The organism is Campylobacter sp. 7477a (genome assembly GCF_014892335.1).
Classification (GTDB): Bacteria; Campylobacterota; Campylobacteria; order Campylobacterales; family Campylobacteraceae; genus Campylobacter_A; species Campylobacter_A californiensis.
Window position 1 is genome coordinate 86,633 of sequence record NZ_JADBJH010000002.1, and the last position, 16,356, is coordinate 102,988.

At 38.1% G+C, this 16,356-nt stretch carries 15 protein-coding genes; 1 reads left to right on the forward strand and 14 read right to left on the reverse strand.

From position 1 onward, the window contains the following. The first annotated feature begins 52 nt into the window (after window positions 1–52). Entirely contained in the window at window positions 53–1,540 is a 1,488-nt protein-coding gene (putP, locus tag CCAL5182_RS01165; RefSeq protein WP_336610044.1) for a sodium/proline symporter PutP, read from the forward strand. Window positions 1,541–1,547: 7 nt separating this feature from the next. Here the strand turns inward: putP and mnmC are convergent, their stop codons facing one another. From mnmC to CCAL5182_RS01235, 14 genes are all read right to left on the reverse strand, one after another. Beyond that, a complete protein-coding gene (gene mnmC, locus CCAL5182_RS01170) occupies window positions 1,548–3,422 on the reverse strand; it encodes a bifunctional tRNA (5-methylaminomethyl-2-thiouridine)(34)-methyltransferase MnmD/FAD-dependent 5-carboxymethylaminomethyl-2-thiouridine(34) oxidoreductase MnmC (protein WP_336610045.1) in 1,875 nt (624 codons plus the stop codon). Continuing rightward, window positions 3,419–4,825 (reverse strand): N-acetylmuramoyl-L-alanine amidase, encoded by a 1,407-nt coding sequence (locus CCAL5182_RS01175; RefSeq protein WP_336610046.1) that lies wholly within the window; start codon window positions 4,823–4,825, stop codon window positions 3,419–3,421. The genes mnmC and CCAL5182_RS01175 overlap by 4 nt, the downstream gene beginning before the upstream one ends. Then, a complete protein-coding gene (locus CCAL5182_RS01180) occupies window positions 4,818–5,915 on the reverse strand; it encodes a nitronate monooxygenase (protein ID WP_169936304.1) in 1,098 nt (365 codons plus the stop codon). The genes CCAL5182_RS01175 and CCAL5182_RS01180 overlap by 8 nt, the downstream gene beginning before the upstream one ends. Continuing rightward, on the reverse strand, window positions 5,915–7,117 hold the full coding sequence (tyrS, locus tag CCAL5182_RS01185; RefSeq protein ID WP_336610076.1) for a tyrosine--tRNA ligase: 1,203 nt from the start codon (window positions 7,115–7,117) through the stop codon (window positions 5,915–5,917). Before tyrS ends, CCAL5182_RS01180 begins: the two co-directional genes overlap by 1 nt. A gap of 22 nt (window positions 7,118–7,139) precedes the next feature. Continuing rightward, complete coding sequence (locus CCAL5182_RS01190) at window positions 7,140–9,323, reverse strand: RelA/SpoT family protein (protein ID WP_336610047.1); 2,184 nt, start codon at window positions 9,321–9,323, stop codon at window positions 7,140–7,142. Further along, window positions 9,310–9,522 carry a DNA-directed RNA polymerase subunit omega gene (locus CCAL5182_RS01195; protein ID WP_169936307.1) on the reverse strand — a complete coding sequence of 71 codons (213 nt, stop codon included), beginning with the start codon at window positions 9,520–9,522 and terminating at the stop codon, window positions 9,310–9,312. Before CCAL5182_RS01195 ends, CCAL5182_RS01190 begins: the two co-directional genes overlap by 14 nt. Window positions 9,523–9,541: 19 nt before the next feature. Further along, window positions 9,542–10,258: a UMP kinase gene (gene pyrH / locus CCAL5182_RS01200; RefSeq protein ID WP_169936309.1), complete on the reverse strand. Its 717-nt coding sequence runs from the start codon at window positions 10,256–10,258 to the stop codon at window positions 9,542–9,544. Window positions 10,259–10,327: 69 nt separating this feature from the next. Continuing rightward, the gene (locus tag CCAL5182_RS01205; RefSeq protein ID WP_169936311.1) at window positions 10,328–11,569 is read right to left on the reverse strand and encodes a murein hydrolase activator EnvC family protein; all 1,242 of its coding nucleotides are present in this window, start codon (window positions 11,567–11,569) and stop codon (window positions 10,328–10,330) included. Continuing rightward, a complete protein-coding gene (locus CCAL5182_RS01210) occupies window positions 11,566–12,381 on the reverse strand; it encodes a cell division protein FtsX (RefSeq protein ID WP_336610048.1) in 816 nt (271 codons plus the stop codon). Before CCAL5182_RS01210 ends, CCAL5182_RS01205 begins: the two co-directional genes overlap by 4 nt. Beyond that, complete coding sequence (locus CCAL5182_RS01215; protein WP_169936315.1) at window positions 12,368–13,039, reverse strand: cell division ATP-binding protein FtsE; 672 nt, start codon at window positions 13,037–13,039, stop codon at window positions 12,368–12,370. The genes CCAL5182_RS01210 and CCAL5182_RS01215 overlap by 14 nt, the downstream gene beginning before the upstream one ends. Continuing rightward, window positions 13,014–14,216, reverse strand: coding sequence for a tRNA (guanosine(46)-N7)-methyltransferase TrmB (gene trmB, locus CCAL5182_RS01220; RefSeq protein ID WP_336610049.1), 1,203 nt, complete (start codon window positions 14,214–14,216; stop codon window positions 13,014–13,016). The genes CCAL5182_RS01215 and trmB overlap by 26 nt, the downstream gene beginning before the upstream one ends. Continuing rightward, the gene (locus CCAL5182_RS01225; RefSeq protein ID WP_336610050.1) at window positions 14,216–14,722 is read right to left on the reverse strand and encodes a fibronectin type III domain-containing protein; all 507 of its coding nucleotides are present in this window, start codon (window positions 14,720–14,722) and stop codon (window positions 14,216–14,218) included. Before CCAL5182_RS01225 ends, trmB begins: the two co-directional genes overlap by 1 nt. Window positions 14,723–14,753: 31 nt before the next feature. After that, on the reverse strand, window positions 14,754–15,428 hold the full coding sequence (locus tag CCAL5182_RS01230) for a fibronectin type III domain-containing protein (protein ID WP_336610051.1): 675 nt from the start codon (window positions 15,426–15,428) through the stop codon (window positions 14,754–14,756). Then, on the reverse strand, window positions 15,361–16,332 hold the full coding sequence (locus CCAL5182_RS01235; RefSeq protein WP_336610052.1) for an RluA family pseudouridine synthase: 972 nt from the start codon (window positions 16,330–16,332) through the stop codon (window positions 15,361–15,363). The genes CCAL5182_RS01230 and CCAL5182_RS01235 overlap by 68 nt, the downstream gene beginning before the upstream one ends. Window positions 16,333–16,356: the final 24 nt, after the last annotated feature.

Consider the following 16,356-nt stretch of genomic DNA (forward strand, 5'->3'; position numbering starts at 1 on the left):
AAAAAAACTTTTAATAAAATAAAAACTTTATATTTTGTTAAAAAGGACTATCATGGGCATTGGGGCTTATGTCGCGATTGCGCTTTATTTTGGATTTTTACTTTTTGTCGGAAGGTATTCGTATAATAAAAACGCAAATATGGGAGAGTATCTACTTGATAATCGTCGCTTAGGACCCATAGTTACAGCGCTTAGTGCGGGAGCTAGCGATATGAGTGGCTGGATGCTTCTTGGCGTGCCTGGAGCACTTTACGCCGTTGGTATCGCAAATATCTGGATGGTAATTGGACTTATCATAGGAGCTTATCTGAATTACTTGCTTTTAGCAAAGCGTCTTCGTGTTTATACAGAGGTTGCAAGTGATAGTATCACGATACCTGATTTTTTAGAAAATCGCTTTAAGGATAGAACCAAAATTTTACGTATAGTATCAGGGCTTATCATCCTTGTGTTTTTTACGCTTTATGTAAGTAGCGGGATAATCGCAGGCGGAAAGAGCTTCGAGGCCTTTTTTGGTTTGCCGTTTAATTATGGAGCGATATTTACCTTGGCAATAGTTGTGTTTTATACTTTTTTTGGTGGTTTTCGCGCTGTTTGCATAACAGACGCTTTTCAAGGAACACTTATGTTTTTTGTGCTTGTCGCTATCCCGTTAACTGCCTTTTTTAATCTAAATTTACCGGAAAATACAAATTTATGGGCGGAAATTTCAAAGCTTAGCACTGCCCATTTAGACCCTTTTGCCAACCAAACTTTTTGGGGAATTTTGGGTCTTATGGCGTGGGGTTTTGGCTACTTTGGACAACCGCATATCATTGTTAGATTTATGGCGATAAGAAATTCGCAAGAGCTTGCCCAGGCTCGTCGTATCGGCATAGGCTGGATGACGATAGGTCTTGCCGGAGCTATGATGAGCGGACTTATAGGATTTGTTTATTTTTCTACAAAAGGAGGGCTTGGAGACCCTGAAACGGTCTTTTTAAAGCTTGGCGAAGAGTTGTTTTCGCCGTTTTTGCTAGGAATTATAATCTCGGCTGTTTTAGCCGCTATCATGAGCACTATTTCAAGCCAACTTTTGGTTAGCTCAAGTTCTGTGACAAAGGACTTTATCCTAGCTTTTTATAAAAAAGAAATTTCAACTTCGACGCAGGTTGCTATCGGTAGATACGCTGTTGTGGCGGTTGCTTTGGTGGCTACTATTTTAGCTTTTGGCTCAAAAGAGAGCGTTTTAAATGTCGTTGGTAACGCATGGGCTGGGTTTGGAGCTAGTTTTGGTCCTGTGCTACTTTTTAGCTTGTATTGGAAGCGTATGAGCGCGCTTGGTGCGTTGGTTGGGATGATAGCAGGCGGTGCAACGGTGTTGTTTTGGATAAGCTCCGGGTTAAATTCTTATGTTTATGAAATTTTACCGGGTATCATAGCTTCAAGTATTGCTATTGTGGTTGTAAGTATCTGGGGAGATGCGATAAATAAAATGACTGCCGAGCCAAACGAACAAGTCATAAAAGACGAATTTGATAGGATGAAAACCAGACTTTAACGGCGAGCTAAATTTTAGCTCGTTTTAGTTTTCTCACTAAAAATCTAGCCGGATGAAGGTCGTTAAATAGACTTTTTTCTATGCAAAGAGGGCGATTTAAAACAAGATCTCCTATAAGTTTTGCGCCAAGTATCGCAGTGCCTAGACCTCTTGAACCGTGGGCAAAATTTACAAAAACATTTTGTTCGTATTTGGGTAGGGCGTTATTTGCTTTATGCTTTGTCCAAAACAAATCCTTGTAAACGCTTTTATAATACTCTTCGTCATGTAGCGCGCCGATAATTGGGAAACGATCCGCGCTATAGCTTCGAAATCCTACTTTTTGCGAGATAATCCTGGTATTTTTAATATCTATAAAATCGCTTAGTTTGTTTAAATTTTCGTTGTCATCATCTGCTCTTGGATTGGGGTCAATATCACCTCTGGCATATGTTGCGCCGATTATTTGTATGTTGTTTTTAGCAGGACAGATATAGCCAAGTGCACTTAGAGGCATGGTGTTATTTAAAATTTTTTCTATATGTGTAACCTGTCCTCTAACTGAACTTATAGTGATATCTTTGTCGCCAAAAATTTCCGTGCTTTCGCTTCCTGCCGCAAAGATCAAAAAGTCGGCTTTTATGCTTTTTGTCTTTTTATCGTGTTTAAATTTTATGCTTATTTTGCCGTTTTTTAGGTGTTTATGGCTTAGGTATTTGTGCGAGAGTAAGACTTCAAACTCTTTGGCTAGTTTTTTACAGGCTTTTATGGGGCAAACATGCGCTCCGTCTTTTATGAGCAGTGCAGGATATGGCTTTGCGCTTTCGTCATAGTCAAAAATACCTTTTGAGTCATCGCTAAACCTGCTCTCATAACGTCTTTTTAAAAGTTCGTCATAGGCGTATTCGATACAGCCTGTAAAATTTATCTCTTGTTTGCTTAGAGTGTTTTTATAAAATCTTACCGCTTGTAAAAATGCGTTAAGATGCATTCGACCTAAATTTACTTCAGGCTTTGTGATTAACGGCATTAGCGCTCCGGAGATATTACCGGAACCGTTTGTGGCAACTGAATTTTCTTTTTCCATTAAGGTTACCCGTATGCCGTTTTTACTTAGTTCATAAGCGGTTGCAAGACCTGCTATGCCCGCGCCTACAATAATGACGTGTGAATTTTTACTTAAATTTGTAGTTTTTGCTCTTTGAAACCATGGATTTACGCTGCTTTGTGTTTTATGCTTTAATACCGCACGACTCATCTGTCGTTTTTTGCCGTATCCTTTTAGTAAAGTTAGTTCAAAGCCTGATTTTATAAAATTTTCGCGTACGATTTTTGCACACGAATATGTCCTTATAACTGCCTCTATCTTACTTAAACGAGCGACCTCTTTAAAAATTTCTTCGTCCCACATTGAACTATTTTTACTTGGAGCAAAGCCATCCATAAACCAAACATCAGCCTCAAAGTCAAGTTCCGGTAAAATTTCTTTTGCTTCGCCAAAGCACAGATCAAGAGTGATATTTGGGCTAAATTCTATCCTGTGTATACCACTAATGATAGGAGGATATAGACTAATTAGTTTTTTACTCAAAAGCTTAAAGGCGTTAAGCTTTTTATAAATTTCTTGTAGATCGTTTGGTGAAATGGGGGTCATTTCAATACTAACAAAGTGAAGCTTTTTGTCTGTATTTTTAAATTTATTGCAAAGCGTTAAGAAATTTAAGCCTGCCCCAAAGCCAAGCTCTGCCACGATGAAACTATCTTGATCTTCAAAAATTTCATCTACAGCACTTGCAAAAACGTATTTACTTTCGCATAGAGGATCGCTAGTATTAAAGTAAATATCGTTAAATTCTTCGTTACAGGCGATCTTGTCTTTGAAATTTATAATTGCCGTATTCATCTGTTTTTAGCAAAATAGCTTTCAACGCCGTTTGCTATACCTTTTGCAAGTGCGTTTTGATATGCGCTATCATATAACATCTTGCCTTCTGTTGGGTGTGTGATATAACCGATTTCTATTAGCACAGCAGGCATTAATGCTCCTACGAGCACCCAAAACGGAGCTTCTCTTACTCCGCCGTCCGTAGCTTTATAAACACGTCTTGCCTGCGATAAAATTTCACGTTGCATGTCTATGCCTAGTTTGTTTGAAGCGATGATTTTTTCGCGGTTTAAGAAATTTAAAAATGTTTGCTGGGAGAAATAATTCATCTCTTCGATATCTGATTTGTTTTCAAGAGCGGCAGCATTTTTGCTTCGTTCAGATCTTGCGGGAGAGAGAAAAAATGTCTCTATGCCGTGCATTGTTTTTGCTTTTTGTGCGTTTGGTGCGGCATTTGCATGTATGGATAAAAATAGATCTGCATTTTTGTCATTTGCAAATTTGGTTCTTGTCCTTAGGTTGATAAATTTGTCGTTATTTCTTGTAAAATATACCGTATAGCCACTTTTTTGAAGGTATTCGCCAAGTTTTTGTGAGACCGCTAAGACGGCAACTTTTTCTTTTAAACTGCCGTTTACCGCTCCAGGGTCTGTTCCGCCATGACCGGGATCGATGACTATTATTTTATTTTTCTTTGCCACCGGTGTTTGCGGTATAGCTTTACTCTGTGTTTGAGTTTGTATTTTAGTGCTTGTTTTTGCGATTTTTATGTTTTCTTTTGATATGAAATTATCCGTAGTGATGATTAGAGTATTGTCTTTTACGTCCGCTTTTATTGTTTTTTGTGAAGAGTCGCTAAATACTATGCGAACTGTTTTTTTATCAAATTGCGCTATGCGGATACTATCGACTATGAAATTTTTATAATTTAAACTCTTTCCGTTTAAAATCGCCTCTATGTCGATGACATTTCTATATGCTCCTTTTTGGTTTAATGAGAAATTTTTAAGTTTTATACCATCAAGTGATTGGTTAAATTTTAAAACCAATGTATCATCCATCTTGCTTGCACTTAACATGTAAAGAGGTTTTGTGGATTGTTGCTGCGGAGTTTCTCTTTTTGTGGTTTTGGTTGTTGTTTTTACACCCTTTAATTTGTTTAGGTCGGCTATGTATGACTTAGAGTCTAATTTTAGTGCTTTTGCGCTAGTTATGAGTCGCTCTAAGCTCTCTTTTTTTAAATTTATATCGTTTTTTATGATGGCTTGGACATAAATTCGCTTAATATTTTCATGCATTGTTGCTTTTTGTGTAGCCGTAGCATTTGCAAAGCTCTTGTCGAAATTTGCAAACACTTGGCTCTCATTAGCACCAAAAAGCGCTATTGCTAAAAACAAAAACAGGGCTAAAAATTTATGCATTTTCGCCTTGTGTTAGCTTTTTGATCAGCTCTTTCACGCTTATTATCTCGTTTAGTCTATATCCGTTTGCGCCTGTAAAAAACAGACCTGTTTCTTTAACTCCGGCATAAGCATCATAAAGTCTATCGGCGATACAGTATCCTACCATTTTTGCTTCTTTGCCGTGTCCACAAGGCGCTACGCAGTTGCTTATGCACTGAATTTTGGGTGCTATTTTTTTCTCGATTAGTGAAAATAAATTTGTCTTAATACCTCTTGCAGGGTAGCCGACAGGGCTTTTTATAAGCTCTATATCCTCTTGTTTTGCATCAAGCAACATTTGCTTAAAGTTATCACTGGCATCGCACTCGTGAGTTCCGATAAAACGAGTTCCCATTTGAACACCGTCTGCACCAAGAGAGATGGCTTTTTCGATATCGTTTTTATCCCAAATTCCTCCTGCCGCAAAGAGCGGAAAGTCGCCCCATTGCTTTATCTCTTCTTTTACCTGCGGGATTAGCTTTTCAAGTTGATACTCAGGGTCTGTGCATTGCTCATACGTAAAGCCTTGATGTCCTCCGCTTAAAGGTCCCTCAAGAACAACGGCATCTGGCAGGCGGTTGTATCTTTGTGTCCAACGTTTGCAGATGATTTTGAGTGCTTTGGCTGAACTTACGATAGGAACGAGCGCAAGATGCTTAAATTCTTGTGTAAATTCAGGTAAATTTGTAGGTAGTCCTGCGCCAGATATGATTATGTTAAAACCCGCTTCACATGCGTCTTTTACTACTCTTGCGTAGTCGTTTGCCGCATACATGATATTTACGCCAAGTGGTATATCGCCGCATACTTTGCGAGCGTTGTCTATTATGGCTTTTAATCCTGCTGCAGAGTAGAAATTTTCACTTCCAAGAGGTTTTAAATTTAGTTCTTTACTTATGTGGCTACGATTTTCATAGTGACCTGTTCCAACGGAGCTAATGACTCCAAGTCCGCCCTCCATGCTAACGGCAGAAGCAAGTTTGTCCCAGCTTATACCAAGACCCATGCCACCTTGAATGATAGGAATTTTAAGCTCGTATTGGCCTATTTTAACCGGTTTTAAATCCATCATATAACCTTTAATCTGGCAAATTTTTTCTTGCCAACTTGTAAGACGTATTCGCCTTTGTTTAGTTTAAGCTGTTCGTCTTTTATTTTATTTTGATCGATACTTACAGCATTTACCGCTATATCGCGCCTTGCTTGAGAATTTGTAGGAGTAAGTCCACAGTGTGTTAATGCCTCTACTATCCAAACCGGTTCATTCATACTAAATTCTTTTATATCGCTTGGAAGTTCGCCTGAGGCATGAACGTTATTAAACTCATCACGTGCTTTTTGGGCTGCTTCTTCATCATGATAGCGAGCTGTTATCTCAAAAGCCAAGTCCTCTTTTGCTTTTTTAGGATGGTAAGAGCCGTTTTTGACAGCCTCTTTAAGAGCTGCGATCTCATCAACGCTTTTTTGACTTAAAAGCTCATACCAGCGCCACATAAGCTCGTCTGATATGCTTAGCGTCTTAGCGAACATATCATTTGCATTATCGGTTACACCGATGTAGTTGCCTAAGCTTTTACTCATTTTATTAACACCGTCAAGACCTTCAAGAAGAGGCATCATGATAACTGCTTGCTCTTTACCGATATTATAAACACGTTGCAAAGTTCGTCCCATTAAAAGGTTAAATTTCTGATCCGTTCCTCCCATTTCGATGTCGCATTTCATAGCAACACTGTCGTATCCTTGAAGTAGCGGATACATAAATTCGCTAATGCTTATCGGGGTTCCTGCTTTTAGTCTTTTTTCAAAGTCATCGCGCTCTATCATACGAGCTACAGGAAATGTGCTAGTTAGTTCGATAACACCTGCCGCTCCAAGTTCGTTACACCAAGTAGAGTTAAACATTATCTTGGTTTTGCTTGGGTCTAAAATTTTAAAAACTTGCTCTTCGTATGTTTTGGCATTTTTTAAAACCGTTTCTCGGTCAAGCTTCTTGCGAGTTGCAGATTTGCCGGTAGGATCACCAATCTGTCCAGTAAAATCACCTATTAGAAATTGTATAATGGCTCCGTGTTGTTGAAGTAGTGCCATTTTGTTTAAAACAACCGAGTGCCCTAAGTGCAAGTCGGGTGCTGTTGGGTCAAATCCTGCTTTTACGTAGAAATTCTCGCCATTTTCGTAGAAATTTTTTATAAGATTAAGCACTCTTTCTTCATCGATCATTTCGGCAACGCCTTTTTTGATCTCTTGCATTATTTTATTTAAATCAATCACTCGTTCTCCTTACTTAAATTTAATTATGATACGGGTCGTTTGTCGAGATAAAATCAATGATCTTAAAACGCTCTTTAAGCTTATCTCTTATCATATTGGCATCTATGTTTTCTGCTATTTCTATGCTTAGAACAAACACTTCGCCTGTCACGTCTTTTGATTCGTTTAATGTGATTGTAGCCAAATTTACGTCAAGTCGTGCAAGATATGTTAAAAATTCAGCCAAAGCTCCTTTGCGGTTTTCAAGATTAAGCAAAATTTTATACCTATGTGGAGCATTTCTGGTCCACTTTACAAAGATAACTTCTTCATCTTTTTCTAGCATCTTAGCGGCTCGTTCGCAAAGCTTGTGATGAACGATGACATTGTGACCGGATTTAAAGCCGATGATATTATCGCCGCGTTTTGGATTACAGCAGTAGTCAAATTCTACATTTGAAATTTTGTGGTTTGAATATATCACGATATTTTCAAATTTTTGCTTTTTGATTTGGTATTTGTCGCCAAGACTTAATAAAAACGGTTTTTCTTTTTTGACATATTTTTTAAGTGCATTTGCTACTTCTTGTAGATAGATCGAGTCGGTTGCGGCTTTAAATATCTTTTTGGTTGATTTTTCTTGCTCTAGCCAATCTAAAATTTTTTCTTTTGGCACGTCAAAGGCTGATTTTAGTATATCGATCGCTATTTTGTTATTTATATCTTTTATCTTTTGTTTACAAAACGAACGTATCGTTGCTCTTGCTTTGCCTGTTTTTACGCTACTTATCCATGAGCAGCGGTATTTGGCTTCGTCTCCTGTTACAATACGAACGATATCTCCGTTTTTAAGTTCGGTTAGAAGCGGAACTTTTATGCGGTTTATAAAGGCCTCTTTTGCGTAAAGTCCAACCTCTGTGTGCACTTCATAAGCATAGTCAAGAGCCGTAGCGCCTCTAGGAAGCGTAAATACCGTCCCTTTTGGCGAATATACCGCGATATCTTCGATATAAAGGCTGTCTTTTGCGTATTCGTAAAGCTCTTCGGGGTTGTTTTCGGCTTCATTTTGCATGCCTATATCATTTAGCCAGTCAAGCTTTGGATTTAGCATAGTGCCACCGTTTTTGTATTTCCAGTGGGCTGCTACACCGTATTCGGCGGTATTATGCATGTCGTAAGTTCTTATTTGAACTTCAAAAATACTTTTTGCGTCAAATATCGTTGTGTGTATAGTTTGGTAGCCGTTTTGCTTTGGAAGTGCTATATAGTCTTTAAAACGCGAGATGAGCGGATTGAAATTTATATGTAAATTTCCAAGTGCAAGATAGCAATCAAGTGGCTCCTTGACTATGATACGAATGGCAAGTAGGTCAAGAACCTCTTCTATCGAAATGCCTTTTCTTTGCATTTTTAGATATATCGAGTAGTAATGTTTGATACGTTTTTGTATCTCAAACGAACCTTCGCTAAAACCGTTTTGAAGTAGAAATTGACTTACTTTTTCATGAAAAGAATTTAGTTTAAGCGCAAGTTGTTGCTTGTGTTCGTCAAGATAGTCATGAATTTTTTGAAATTCTTGAGGAAGTATGTATTTAAAGCTAAGATCCTCAAGTATATTTTTGATAGAAGAAATTCCAAGTCTGTGAGCGATAGGCGCATAAACCATTAGCGTCTCTTCGGCTATCCTTCTTTGCTTTTCAGGGGCAAGTGCCTCAAGGGTTAGCATGTTGTGCGTTCTATCGCAAAGTTTAACGACTAAAACGCGAACATCCTCTATCGATATAAGAAGCATTCTTCTAAAAGTAAGAGCTGAATTTGCAAGTTTTTCGTTGCTGTCCGAGCTTACAAGCTTGTCCTCTCTGATCGCAACTATTTTTGTAAGCCCCTCTACTAGCTTTGCTACTTCATCGCTAAATTCACTTCTTACATCCTCAAGCGTAGCACTTGTGTCTTCTACTACATCATGCAAAAGAGCGGCTGCTATCATGCTTTCATCTCCGCCCATATATGCTACTATGCAAGCAACAAGTATTGGGTGGATGGCGTAAGGCTCACCACTTTTTCTGTATTGTCCAACATGTGAGATAATGCAACGCTCTACGCCTTTTTCTATCAGTTCACTTCGTTCGTATAGCGAAAACAACAAAGCCGTAGCGTCAGAGACGTTTTTGCACGCTACTATCTCGTCTATGAGCTCTTCTATGAATATACTATTCTTCAACAATAGCCTCTAAACCGATTTTTCCTTCTGCAACTTCAAGCAGTGCTATGTCGGCAAATTTCATCTTGCTCACATCCGTATCAACAAGCGCAGGTGCACCGTTTGCCAGTGCTTCGGCGCGTTTAGCTACGATAAGTGATAGTTTATAGCGGTCATCTCCGGTTTGCTTTAGCGCTCTTGCGGTTACTTGTTCTGTTCTCATTTTTATCCTTTGAATTTATTTATTTGACAATCGAATATAGTGCGTTTTCGTCTTCGTTTATGATCTTTAAAAGATTGCCTTCTTTAAACATATTGCATACTAAAATCGGCAGTGAATTATCTTTTGCCAAGGCTATTGCCGTATCATCCATAACTTTTATATCATCGCTCATAGCTTGCTCATAAGTTAGGGCTTTAAGTAGTCTTGCATCGCTAAATTTATTAGGATCTTTGTCATAAACTCCATCTACCTTTGTTGCTTTTATGATAACATCAGATCCTATCTCGATAGCACGAAGCGTAGCTGCAGTATCGGTTGTAAAGAAAGGATTTCCTGTTCCTGCGGCAAAGATAACAACTCTGCCTTTTTCAAGATGGCGTTGGGCTCTTCCTACGATAAATGTTTCGCAGATCGCTTCCATTTTGATGGCGCTTTGAACGCGAACGTCAAGCCCGCCTCTTTCAAGTGCTTCACGCATAGCGATAGAGTTTATGACGGTTGCAAGCATACCCATATGATCACCGCTTGTTCGTCTGATAATACCGTCTTTTGCTGCGCTTACTCCGCGTATGATATTTCCTCCGCCGATCACTATGCCGACTTCAATGTTGTTTTCTACGAGCTCTTTTATCTCGCCTGCAATAAATTTTAGTATACTGCTATCAATGCCAAAGCCGTTTTCTCCGGCTAATGCCTCGCCTGAAAATTTTACCAATACACGCTTCTTTTTACTCATTATTATGCTCCTTAAAATTCACGAATTTTAACTAAAAAGGGTTTAAATTTAGCTAATATCCGAGTAAATTTATTTTAAGCTGATTAATTCAAGCGGATCGATGTGGTAGTTTTTCTGCGTTACTTCAAATGTTAAGTCGTCTATAACGCGTCCGATAACATAGCCTTTTTGAACCCTTGTGCCGACTTTTATAGTAGGTGCTATTTGGCTAAGGTGCGCATATATCGTGTGTATACCATTTTCGTTTTCGATAATAACTACTCGGTCAAGCAGTTGTGTTTCTTTGGCAAATACCACTTTGCCGTTTAACACGCTTTTAACCTTTGCGTTTGGCGTATTTGAGCGAAGGACTACGGACTCGTTGAAAATTTTAATATTGTAGATCGGATCCACGTAGTTGCCAAATTTTTGCTTTACGCTAAATCCGTCAAGCGGAGCTATAGTTTTGGTACCGGTGTATTTTTTAACCGCGCTTGTTTGGTAGCTTGAGCCCATTTGTTTAACATCTAGGTTGCTATCCTTTGTGCCGCCTTGTCTTTTAGAGGTTTGGGCTTGTCTTTGGCGTTCAAGTTCGGCTGCTTTTGCGTCCTCTCTTTTTTGCATGATGGATAGTTGTTCTAGTGTTTTTCTAAGTTCGTCTTGTTGAATTTGTAGTTTGGCAAGCTTTTTTGTATAAATTTCTTTATCGCGTTTTAGGCTACTGATCGTGCTTTTTTGGTTTTCTTCAAGTGCTAGAAGTTCATTTTGTTTTTGCTTATAGTTTTTTATACTTGTTTGAATTTTTTCTATTTTGTTTGATTGGTTTTTGATGTGATTAACGGTCTCTTCGTATGTTTTTGTTAATTTTTTATAATCCTCTTTAACTATACTATTTAGCTTTGTTAAAATTTGAGAAACCATTATGGAGTCTGTGCTTTGGCTCTTTTCATCTTGTGATAAAAATAATTCAAAAGAAAGATCTTCGGCGATAATTCTAATGATATTTTGCTCAAGCTCTTTTTGTGTTTGTATCAGCTCTTTGTTTTGCTTGGTTAGCTTTTCAAGTTCGCTATTTGCACTTGTGGCGTTTGCTTCAAGGGCTGAAATTTGCTCTTTTAAATTTGCTATATCGTTTGTGATTTGTCTAAGTTTTTTGTTGCCGCTTACGATATCGCTTGCAAGGTCTTCTAGTTTTTTGTTAAGCTGCTTTGACATTTCTTCGCTCGATCTTAGAGATGTTTTTGAGCTTTTTATCTTTTCTTTTGTTTGTGAAGCCTCTAAATTTAAGCTAAAAAGTGCACAAATAAGTAGCAAAGAAAGAAATTTTCTCATATATTATCTTTTTTAACTCTTCTCATAACAAGGCTTACGGTAAATATACTAAGCGCTATTGCCACGCCAAAAAGCATGGCTGGTTCTTGCTCGAAATTTAGTCTTGGCAATGCCACATCTATCTCTTTTGCGATTGAGTTAAAAAACTCAATGTCTGGCAAAAAGTAAAAAAATACACTAACTAAAATCGAAGAAAGTATACTGTCTATTACGGCGATCCTGTAAAGCATAGCACTTTTAAGCCAAAACGGTGCACCAAAAAGCGTCATGATCTCTATGCGTTCTTTGTGTTCGTAAAGCCAAATTCTAGCTTGTTTAAACATAAGCATAGAGCCTACAAAGGCAAGTATCCACATGAACATATTTGATAGCATTTTTGTTAAATTTAAAATTTTATAGACTTTGTCGTGTGTACTTGAAAAAGTTTCTACTTTGCTTATGCTTTCCATTTTTTGAATTTTATCTTTTATCTCGTTCATGGTTTTTGGAGTTGGAAATTCGCTAAGTTTTAACGAGTAAAATTTCGGTAAAGCATTTTGTAGGATAGATAAATTTTTAGCTGAAATATCATCTGATAGCCTGTCTATTATCTTTTGTGCGCTTAGCGGCTCAAGCGATAAAAAGCTCTTTATGACCGGTTTTATGTCGGTATCGGTTAGCTCTTTAAGAGAGACTATTACAATGTTGTAGTCTCTGCCCATTAAAGCTTCATAGTTTTTTACGATCTTGTCTGAAGTTATGCTAAATTCTACCGCAAAAAGCAGGGAGATAAGAGGTAAAAGAAAGCCTAGGTGGTTTTTAAGCGATCTCATGAACGCCCCCGTTTTCTATAGAAAAATGCCTATACGGTATGCGAAAAGTAGGCGGTATGTGGTGAGTTACAACAACTATAGTTGTGCCTAAAAATTCCCTTGCAGACTTAAGTAGCGACCATATAACATCGCTTGAGTATTCGTCTAAATTTCCTGTTGGCTCATCGCAAAGAAGCAAATTTGGATTGTGCGCTAACGCCCTTGCCATGGCAACCCTTTGCTGCTCTCCACCACTTAGCTCCATTGGGTATTTATCGGCTTTATGTAGCATATTAACATGTTTTAAAAGCTTTGCGACTTGCTTTTTGCATACACTTTGGGCTATGCCTTTTATGATAAGCGGAAGCATGACATTGCGCTCCACGCTCCACTCGTTTATTAACCGATAGTTTTGGAAGATAATACCTATGCGTTGTCTAAGTTCGCTTAATTTTTTAGTATCGATATCCACAAGTGAGGTCATGCAGATATTTAAGTCACCCGCACTCGGCGTTATCTCCCCATAAAATGACTTTAGTAGGGTTGATTTACCACTTCCACTTTTGCCTGTTATAAAGACAAAGTCATTTGCAAAAATATCCAAATTTGCGCTATTTATAACAACTTCATTACGTTCGTAAGCAAGGGTTAGGTTACGAGCGCTGATAATTTGCTGCATTTGCCAAATACTCCTTTAAGACATTATGAGCTTTTAAATTCTCTCTTGTTAAAAGTGGTTTTTTGATGAAATACTCACACTCGTTTTCATTTACTTTAACAAAGCATTGTTCCGGTTTATTAAATGCGCCAAAAGCTACTTTGAGTAAAATTTCATTGTCGTCTATAGTATAAATTTCTTCAAAATGTATGAAGAAGTCATCAAATTTAAATGTTTCATTCTTGAAATTTTTAGTTAAATTTTTAACGTCATAGCCACCTGTAAAGTCCATTCTATCATCTAATTTTTCTTGTTCGGAATCATTCTTGCAGGTATATATAACATCATAGATGTCTTTTTGTTGCATCTTCCATCGATCTTCGTATTTGCTACTTATCTGTAAATTTCTATTTTTATATATGCTTAGCTCTGAGTCTTTAAAATTTAAAAAATGCATAATACTAAAGTCGCAATACTCCCTAGAGTCAGTCCTGAGCTCGAAATTTCCGCCGCTTTTAAGCACTCGTTCGCACTCTATGGCAAAGCTTTTTGACACCACGCGTCTATGCTCTGCCTTATCCCAAGGCACAGGAAAATGAAGGAAAATTTTATCTACCAAATTTGAGCCCACAAGTGATAAAAGTAGCCTTGCGTCAGTGTTTATAAGTCGTATGTTGTCTAAATTTTTAACTTTTGCAAGTTTTGCTACTTGTTCGATACTCGGCTTATAAACCTCTATGCCGACAACTAGTGCGTTTTGGTTATTTTGCGCTTGAAAAAGAAGATGCCTTCCAGAGCCAAATCCTATCTCTATAAAAATTTTAGGAAATTTTTCTTTTAGTTCGTTAAACTCTTCTAAAAATTCTTTAATATCTGCGATAAAGCTTGTTTTTTGAGTTAAACGGTTGTTTTTTACCGCAAAGGCTTCACTTAAAACTTCGCTCGTGTTTTCGTCGCGATAAATACAAAGTGCTTTTTGTAAAAGTCCTACACGTGAAGGTTTGGTAAGCTTTTCGCCTTTAATAACGAAATTCTCGCCACTACCTTGTTTTTTTGTAATGATAAAAAAGTCTTCATCGCCACTTTTGGTGTAGATGAGCTTTTCTGTTCTACCGCAGGCTTCCCATAAAAATTCCACATCGTCTTTACCGAATGGATAAGGTTTATTTTCTAAATTTTTAGCTATGAAATTTGGCATTATTTTGTGTTTATCTCTACTTTGTCTGATTTGTCCGAGCCAAGACCGAATTCATCGACGCTAATGACCCTGTAATTATAAGTAACGCCGACTTGTATCGCTGCGTCGCTATAGTTTGTTTGAGCTATATCGCTTATGATTTTTTCAACTCCGCCACCCTCTCTATAAAGAGTGTATGACACAGCTCTATCAACCACATTCCAGCTTAAATTTATAGCTGTGCCGTCAAAACTTATCGAAGTAAAGGCAGGAGTGCTTGGCGAACTAAGCGTTTGACCGGCTGTAGGCTCTTTTTGCTTTAGGCTTTCAAGCTGATCCTTGTCCATAACCGTTACTTTATAATATCTTTGAACGCCGTTGGAATTTATAAGATCCTCGTATGAATTTGACGTGGTTTTATCAACTAGCGTATAAGGTAAAATTTTGCTTGAGGTTCTATAAATTCTATAATGAGCAAAATCCTCTCCAACGTTGCTGTCCCAGCTTAGAATGATCTTTTTAGGCACATTGGTCGTTGCTTGTAAATTTATAACTGGGCTAGGGCAACTCCTTTGTAGTTGCTTTTACGACCGCGCTTGGTTTTGATGTTACCCCGGAGCTTGTTTTTACTAGAATTCTATACTCATAAGATCTTCCACTTTTAACATCAGTGTCGATATACTCGGCATTTAGGCGACCTTTAACGGTTGCAACGCTTCTCCATTTGTTTTCTGAAGCATTGCTCCTTTCTACGACATAGCTTACTACGCGAAGATCAGGATGTGGTCTCCAGATGATTTTTACGCGATTTGGTAGTCCTGCTATTGCTTGTAGAAACGGAACTGACTCAAGCAGGGCTTTAGTCGTTGCATTTACTGTAGCACCAGCCGGTGAAATCGCATTTTGCGAGTAGCTTCTCATTTGATATGAGTATGTGGTTTCAGGTGCTAAGTCTGTATCTACGTAGTGAGTTGCAAAGCGATCTTTTATGTCGGCTACGATTTGCATACTTGCATTAGGTGTGTTTGGATTTGAGCGATATAAGTAGTAGCCGGCGACATTTTCGTCGTTTGTTGGCGTCCACTCAAAACCGATTTCGGTCATATCCGAGATCGTTTTTAAATTTGTAATGGTCGGCAAAGAGGCGCTTTGTTGTGTCGGAATTTTAGATGCACAACCAGCTAGAAGTATCGCCAAAAGAGGCATTAATAAACTTAGGACAAATTTTTTCATCAAGTAACTCCTTGGATATTTTTTTATCTAGTAAATTTTTAAAATCATCATACAACGGCGCGATAAATTCGACCATCTCGCCGGTTCGCGGGTGGATGAAGTAAAGCATATACGCGTGAAGCATAACTCTATTTATTTTACTCTTTTCGCTCTTAAAACCGTATAAATCATCTCCTAAAATATGGCGATTAATACTTGCTAAATGAACACGAATTTGGTGAGTTCTGCCCGTAAAAAGCTTTGCGGCGATCAAATTTAAGCCGTCATTTGAGACTAAATTTAAAAATGCGCTTTTTGCGCTTTTGCCGTCGCTAACGACAGCTTTTTTTAGGCGGTTGGAGCTATTGCGCCCAATAGCTCTATCGATGATGCAGTTTTGTTTAAGCGGCAAGTCTGTAAGCGCCAAGTAAATTCTTCCCATGCTTTTGTCATTTAACTGCTCGCTTAATGCGGCGTGTGCGGTGTTATTTTTAGCTACGACGATAGCCCCGCTAGTGCCTTTGTCTAGTCTGTGAACTATGCCTGCTCTAACATCGCCGTTTAAATTTGAAAGCATATATCCTTTGTCGTTTAACCACTCAACAAGAGTGGCTTCTTTAACACTTGGCGCACCGTGAACCACTATGTGTGGGGGTTTGTTTAAGACCAATAAATCCTCGTCTTCGTAAATGATAGGTATGTCAAAATTTACCTCAAATTCGTTTTTAATCTCTTTTGCTTCGCCGAAATTTATAGAAATTTTATCTTGTAAAGATGTCAAAAAAGATGGTTTTAATATAGTTTTAGAATTTACCTTTACAAGGGCGTCTTTAATAAGTTTTGAAGCTTGGTTGCGTGAAATTTTAAGCTCATTTGCAACGCTTACGTCAAGTCTGTCGGCACAAGTTATTATGACTTCAACCAAAATTTTACCTTTTCGTGTTATGAT

Excerpts from the sequence above, each read along its gene's own strand:
- putP (WP_336610044.1), top strand. The coding sequence starts at position 53 with ATGGGCATTGGGGCTTATGTCGCGATTGCGCTTTATTTTGGATTTTTA.
- mnmC (WP_336610045.1), bottom strand. The coding sequence starts at position 3,422 with ATGAATACGGCAATTATAAATTTCAAAGACAAGATCGCCTGTAACGAA.
- CCAL5182_RS01175 (WP_336610046.1), bottom strand. The coding sequence starts at position 4,825 with ATGCATAAATTTTTAGCCCTGTTTTTGTTTTTAGCAATAGCGCTTTTT.
- CCAL5182_RS01180 (WP_169936304.1), bottom strand. The coding sequence starts at position 5,915 with ATGGATTTAAAACCGGTTAAAATAGGCCAATACGAGCTTAAAATTCCT.
- CCAL5182_RS01195 (WP_169936307.1), bottom strand. The coding sequence starts at position 9,522 with ATGAGAACAGAACAAGTAACCGCAAGAGCGCTAAAGCAAACCGGAGAT.
- pyrH (WP_169936309.1), bottom strand. The coding sequence starts at position 10,258 with ATGAGTAAAAAGAAGCGTGTATTGGTAAAATTTTCAGGCGAGGCATTA.
- CCAL5182_RS01205 (WP_169936311.1), bottom strand. The coding sequence starts at position 11,569 with ATGAGAAAATTTCTTTCTTTGCTACTTATTTGTGCACTTTTTAGCTTA.
- CCAL5182_RS01210 (WP_336610048.1), bottom strand. The coding sequence starts at position 12,381 with ATGAGATCGCTTAAAAACCACCTAGGCTTTCTTTTACCTCTTATCTCC.
- CCAL5182_RS01215 (WP_169936315.1), bottom strand. The coding sequence starts at position 13,039 with ATGCAGCAAATTATCAGCGCTCGTAACCTAACCCTTGCTTACGAACGT.
- trmB (WP_336610049.1), bottom strand. The coding sequence starts at position 14,216 with ATGCCAAATTTCATAGCTAAAAATTTAGAAAATAAACCTTATCCATTC.
- CCAL5182_RS01230 (WP_336610051.1), bottom strand. The coding sequence starts at position 15,428 with ATGAAAAAATTTGTCCTAAGTTTATTAATGCCTCTTTTGGCGATACTT.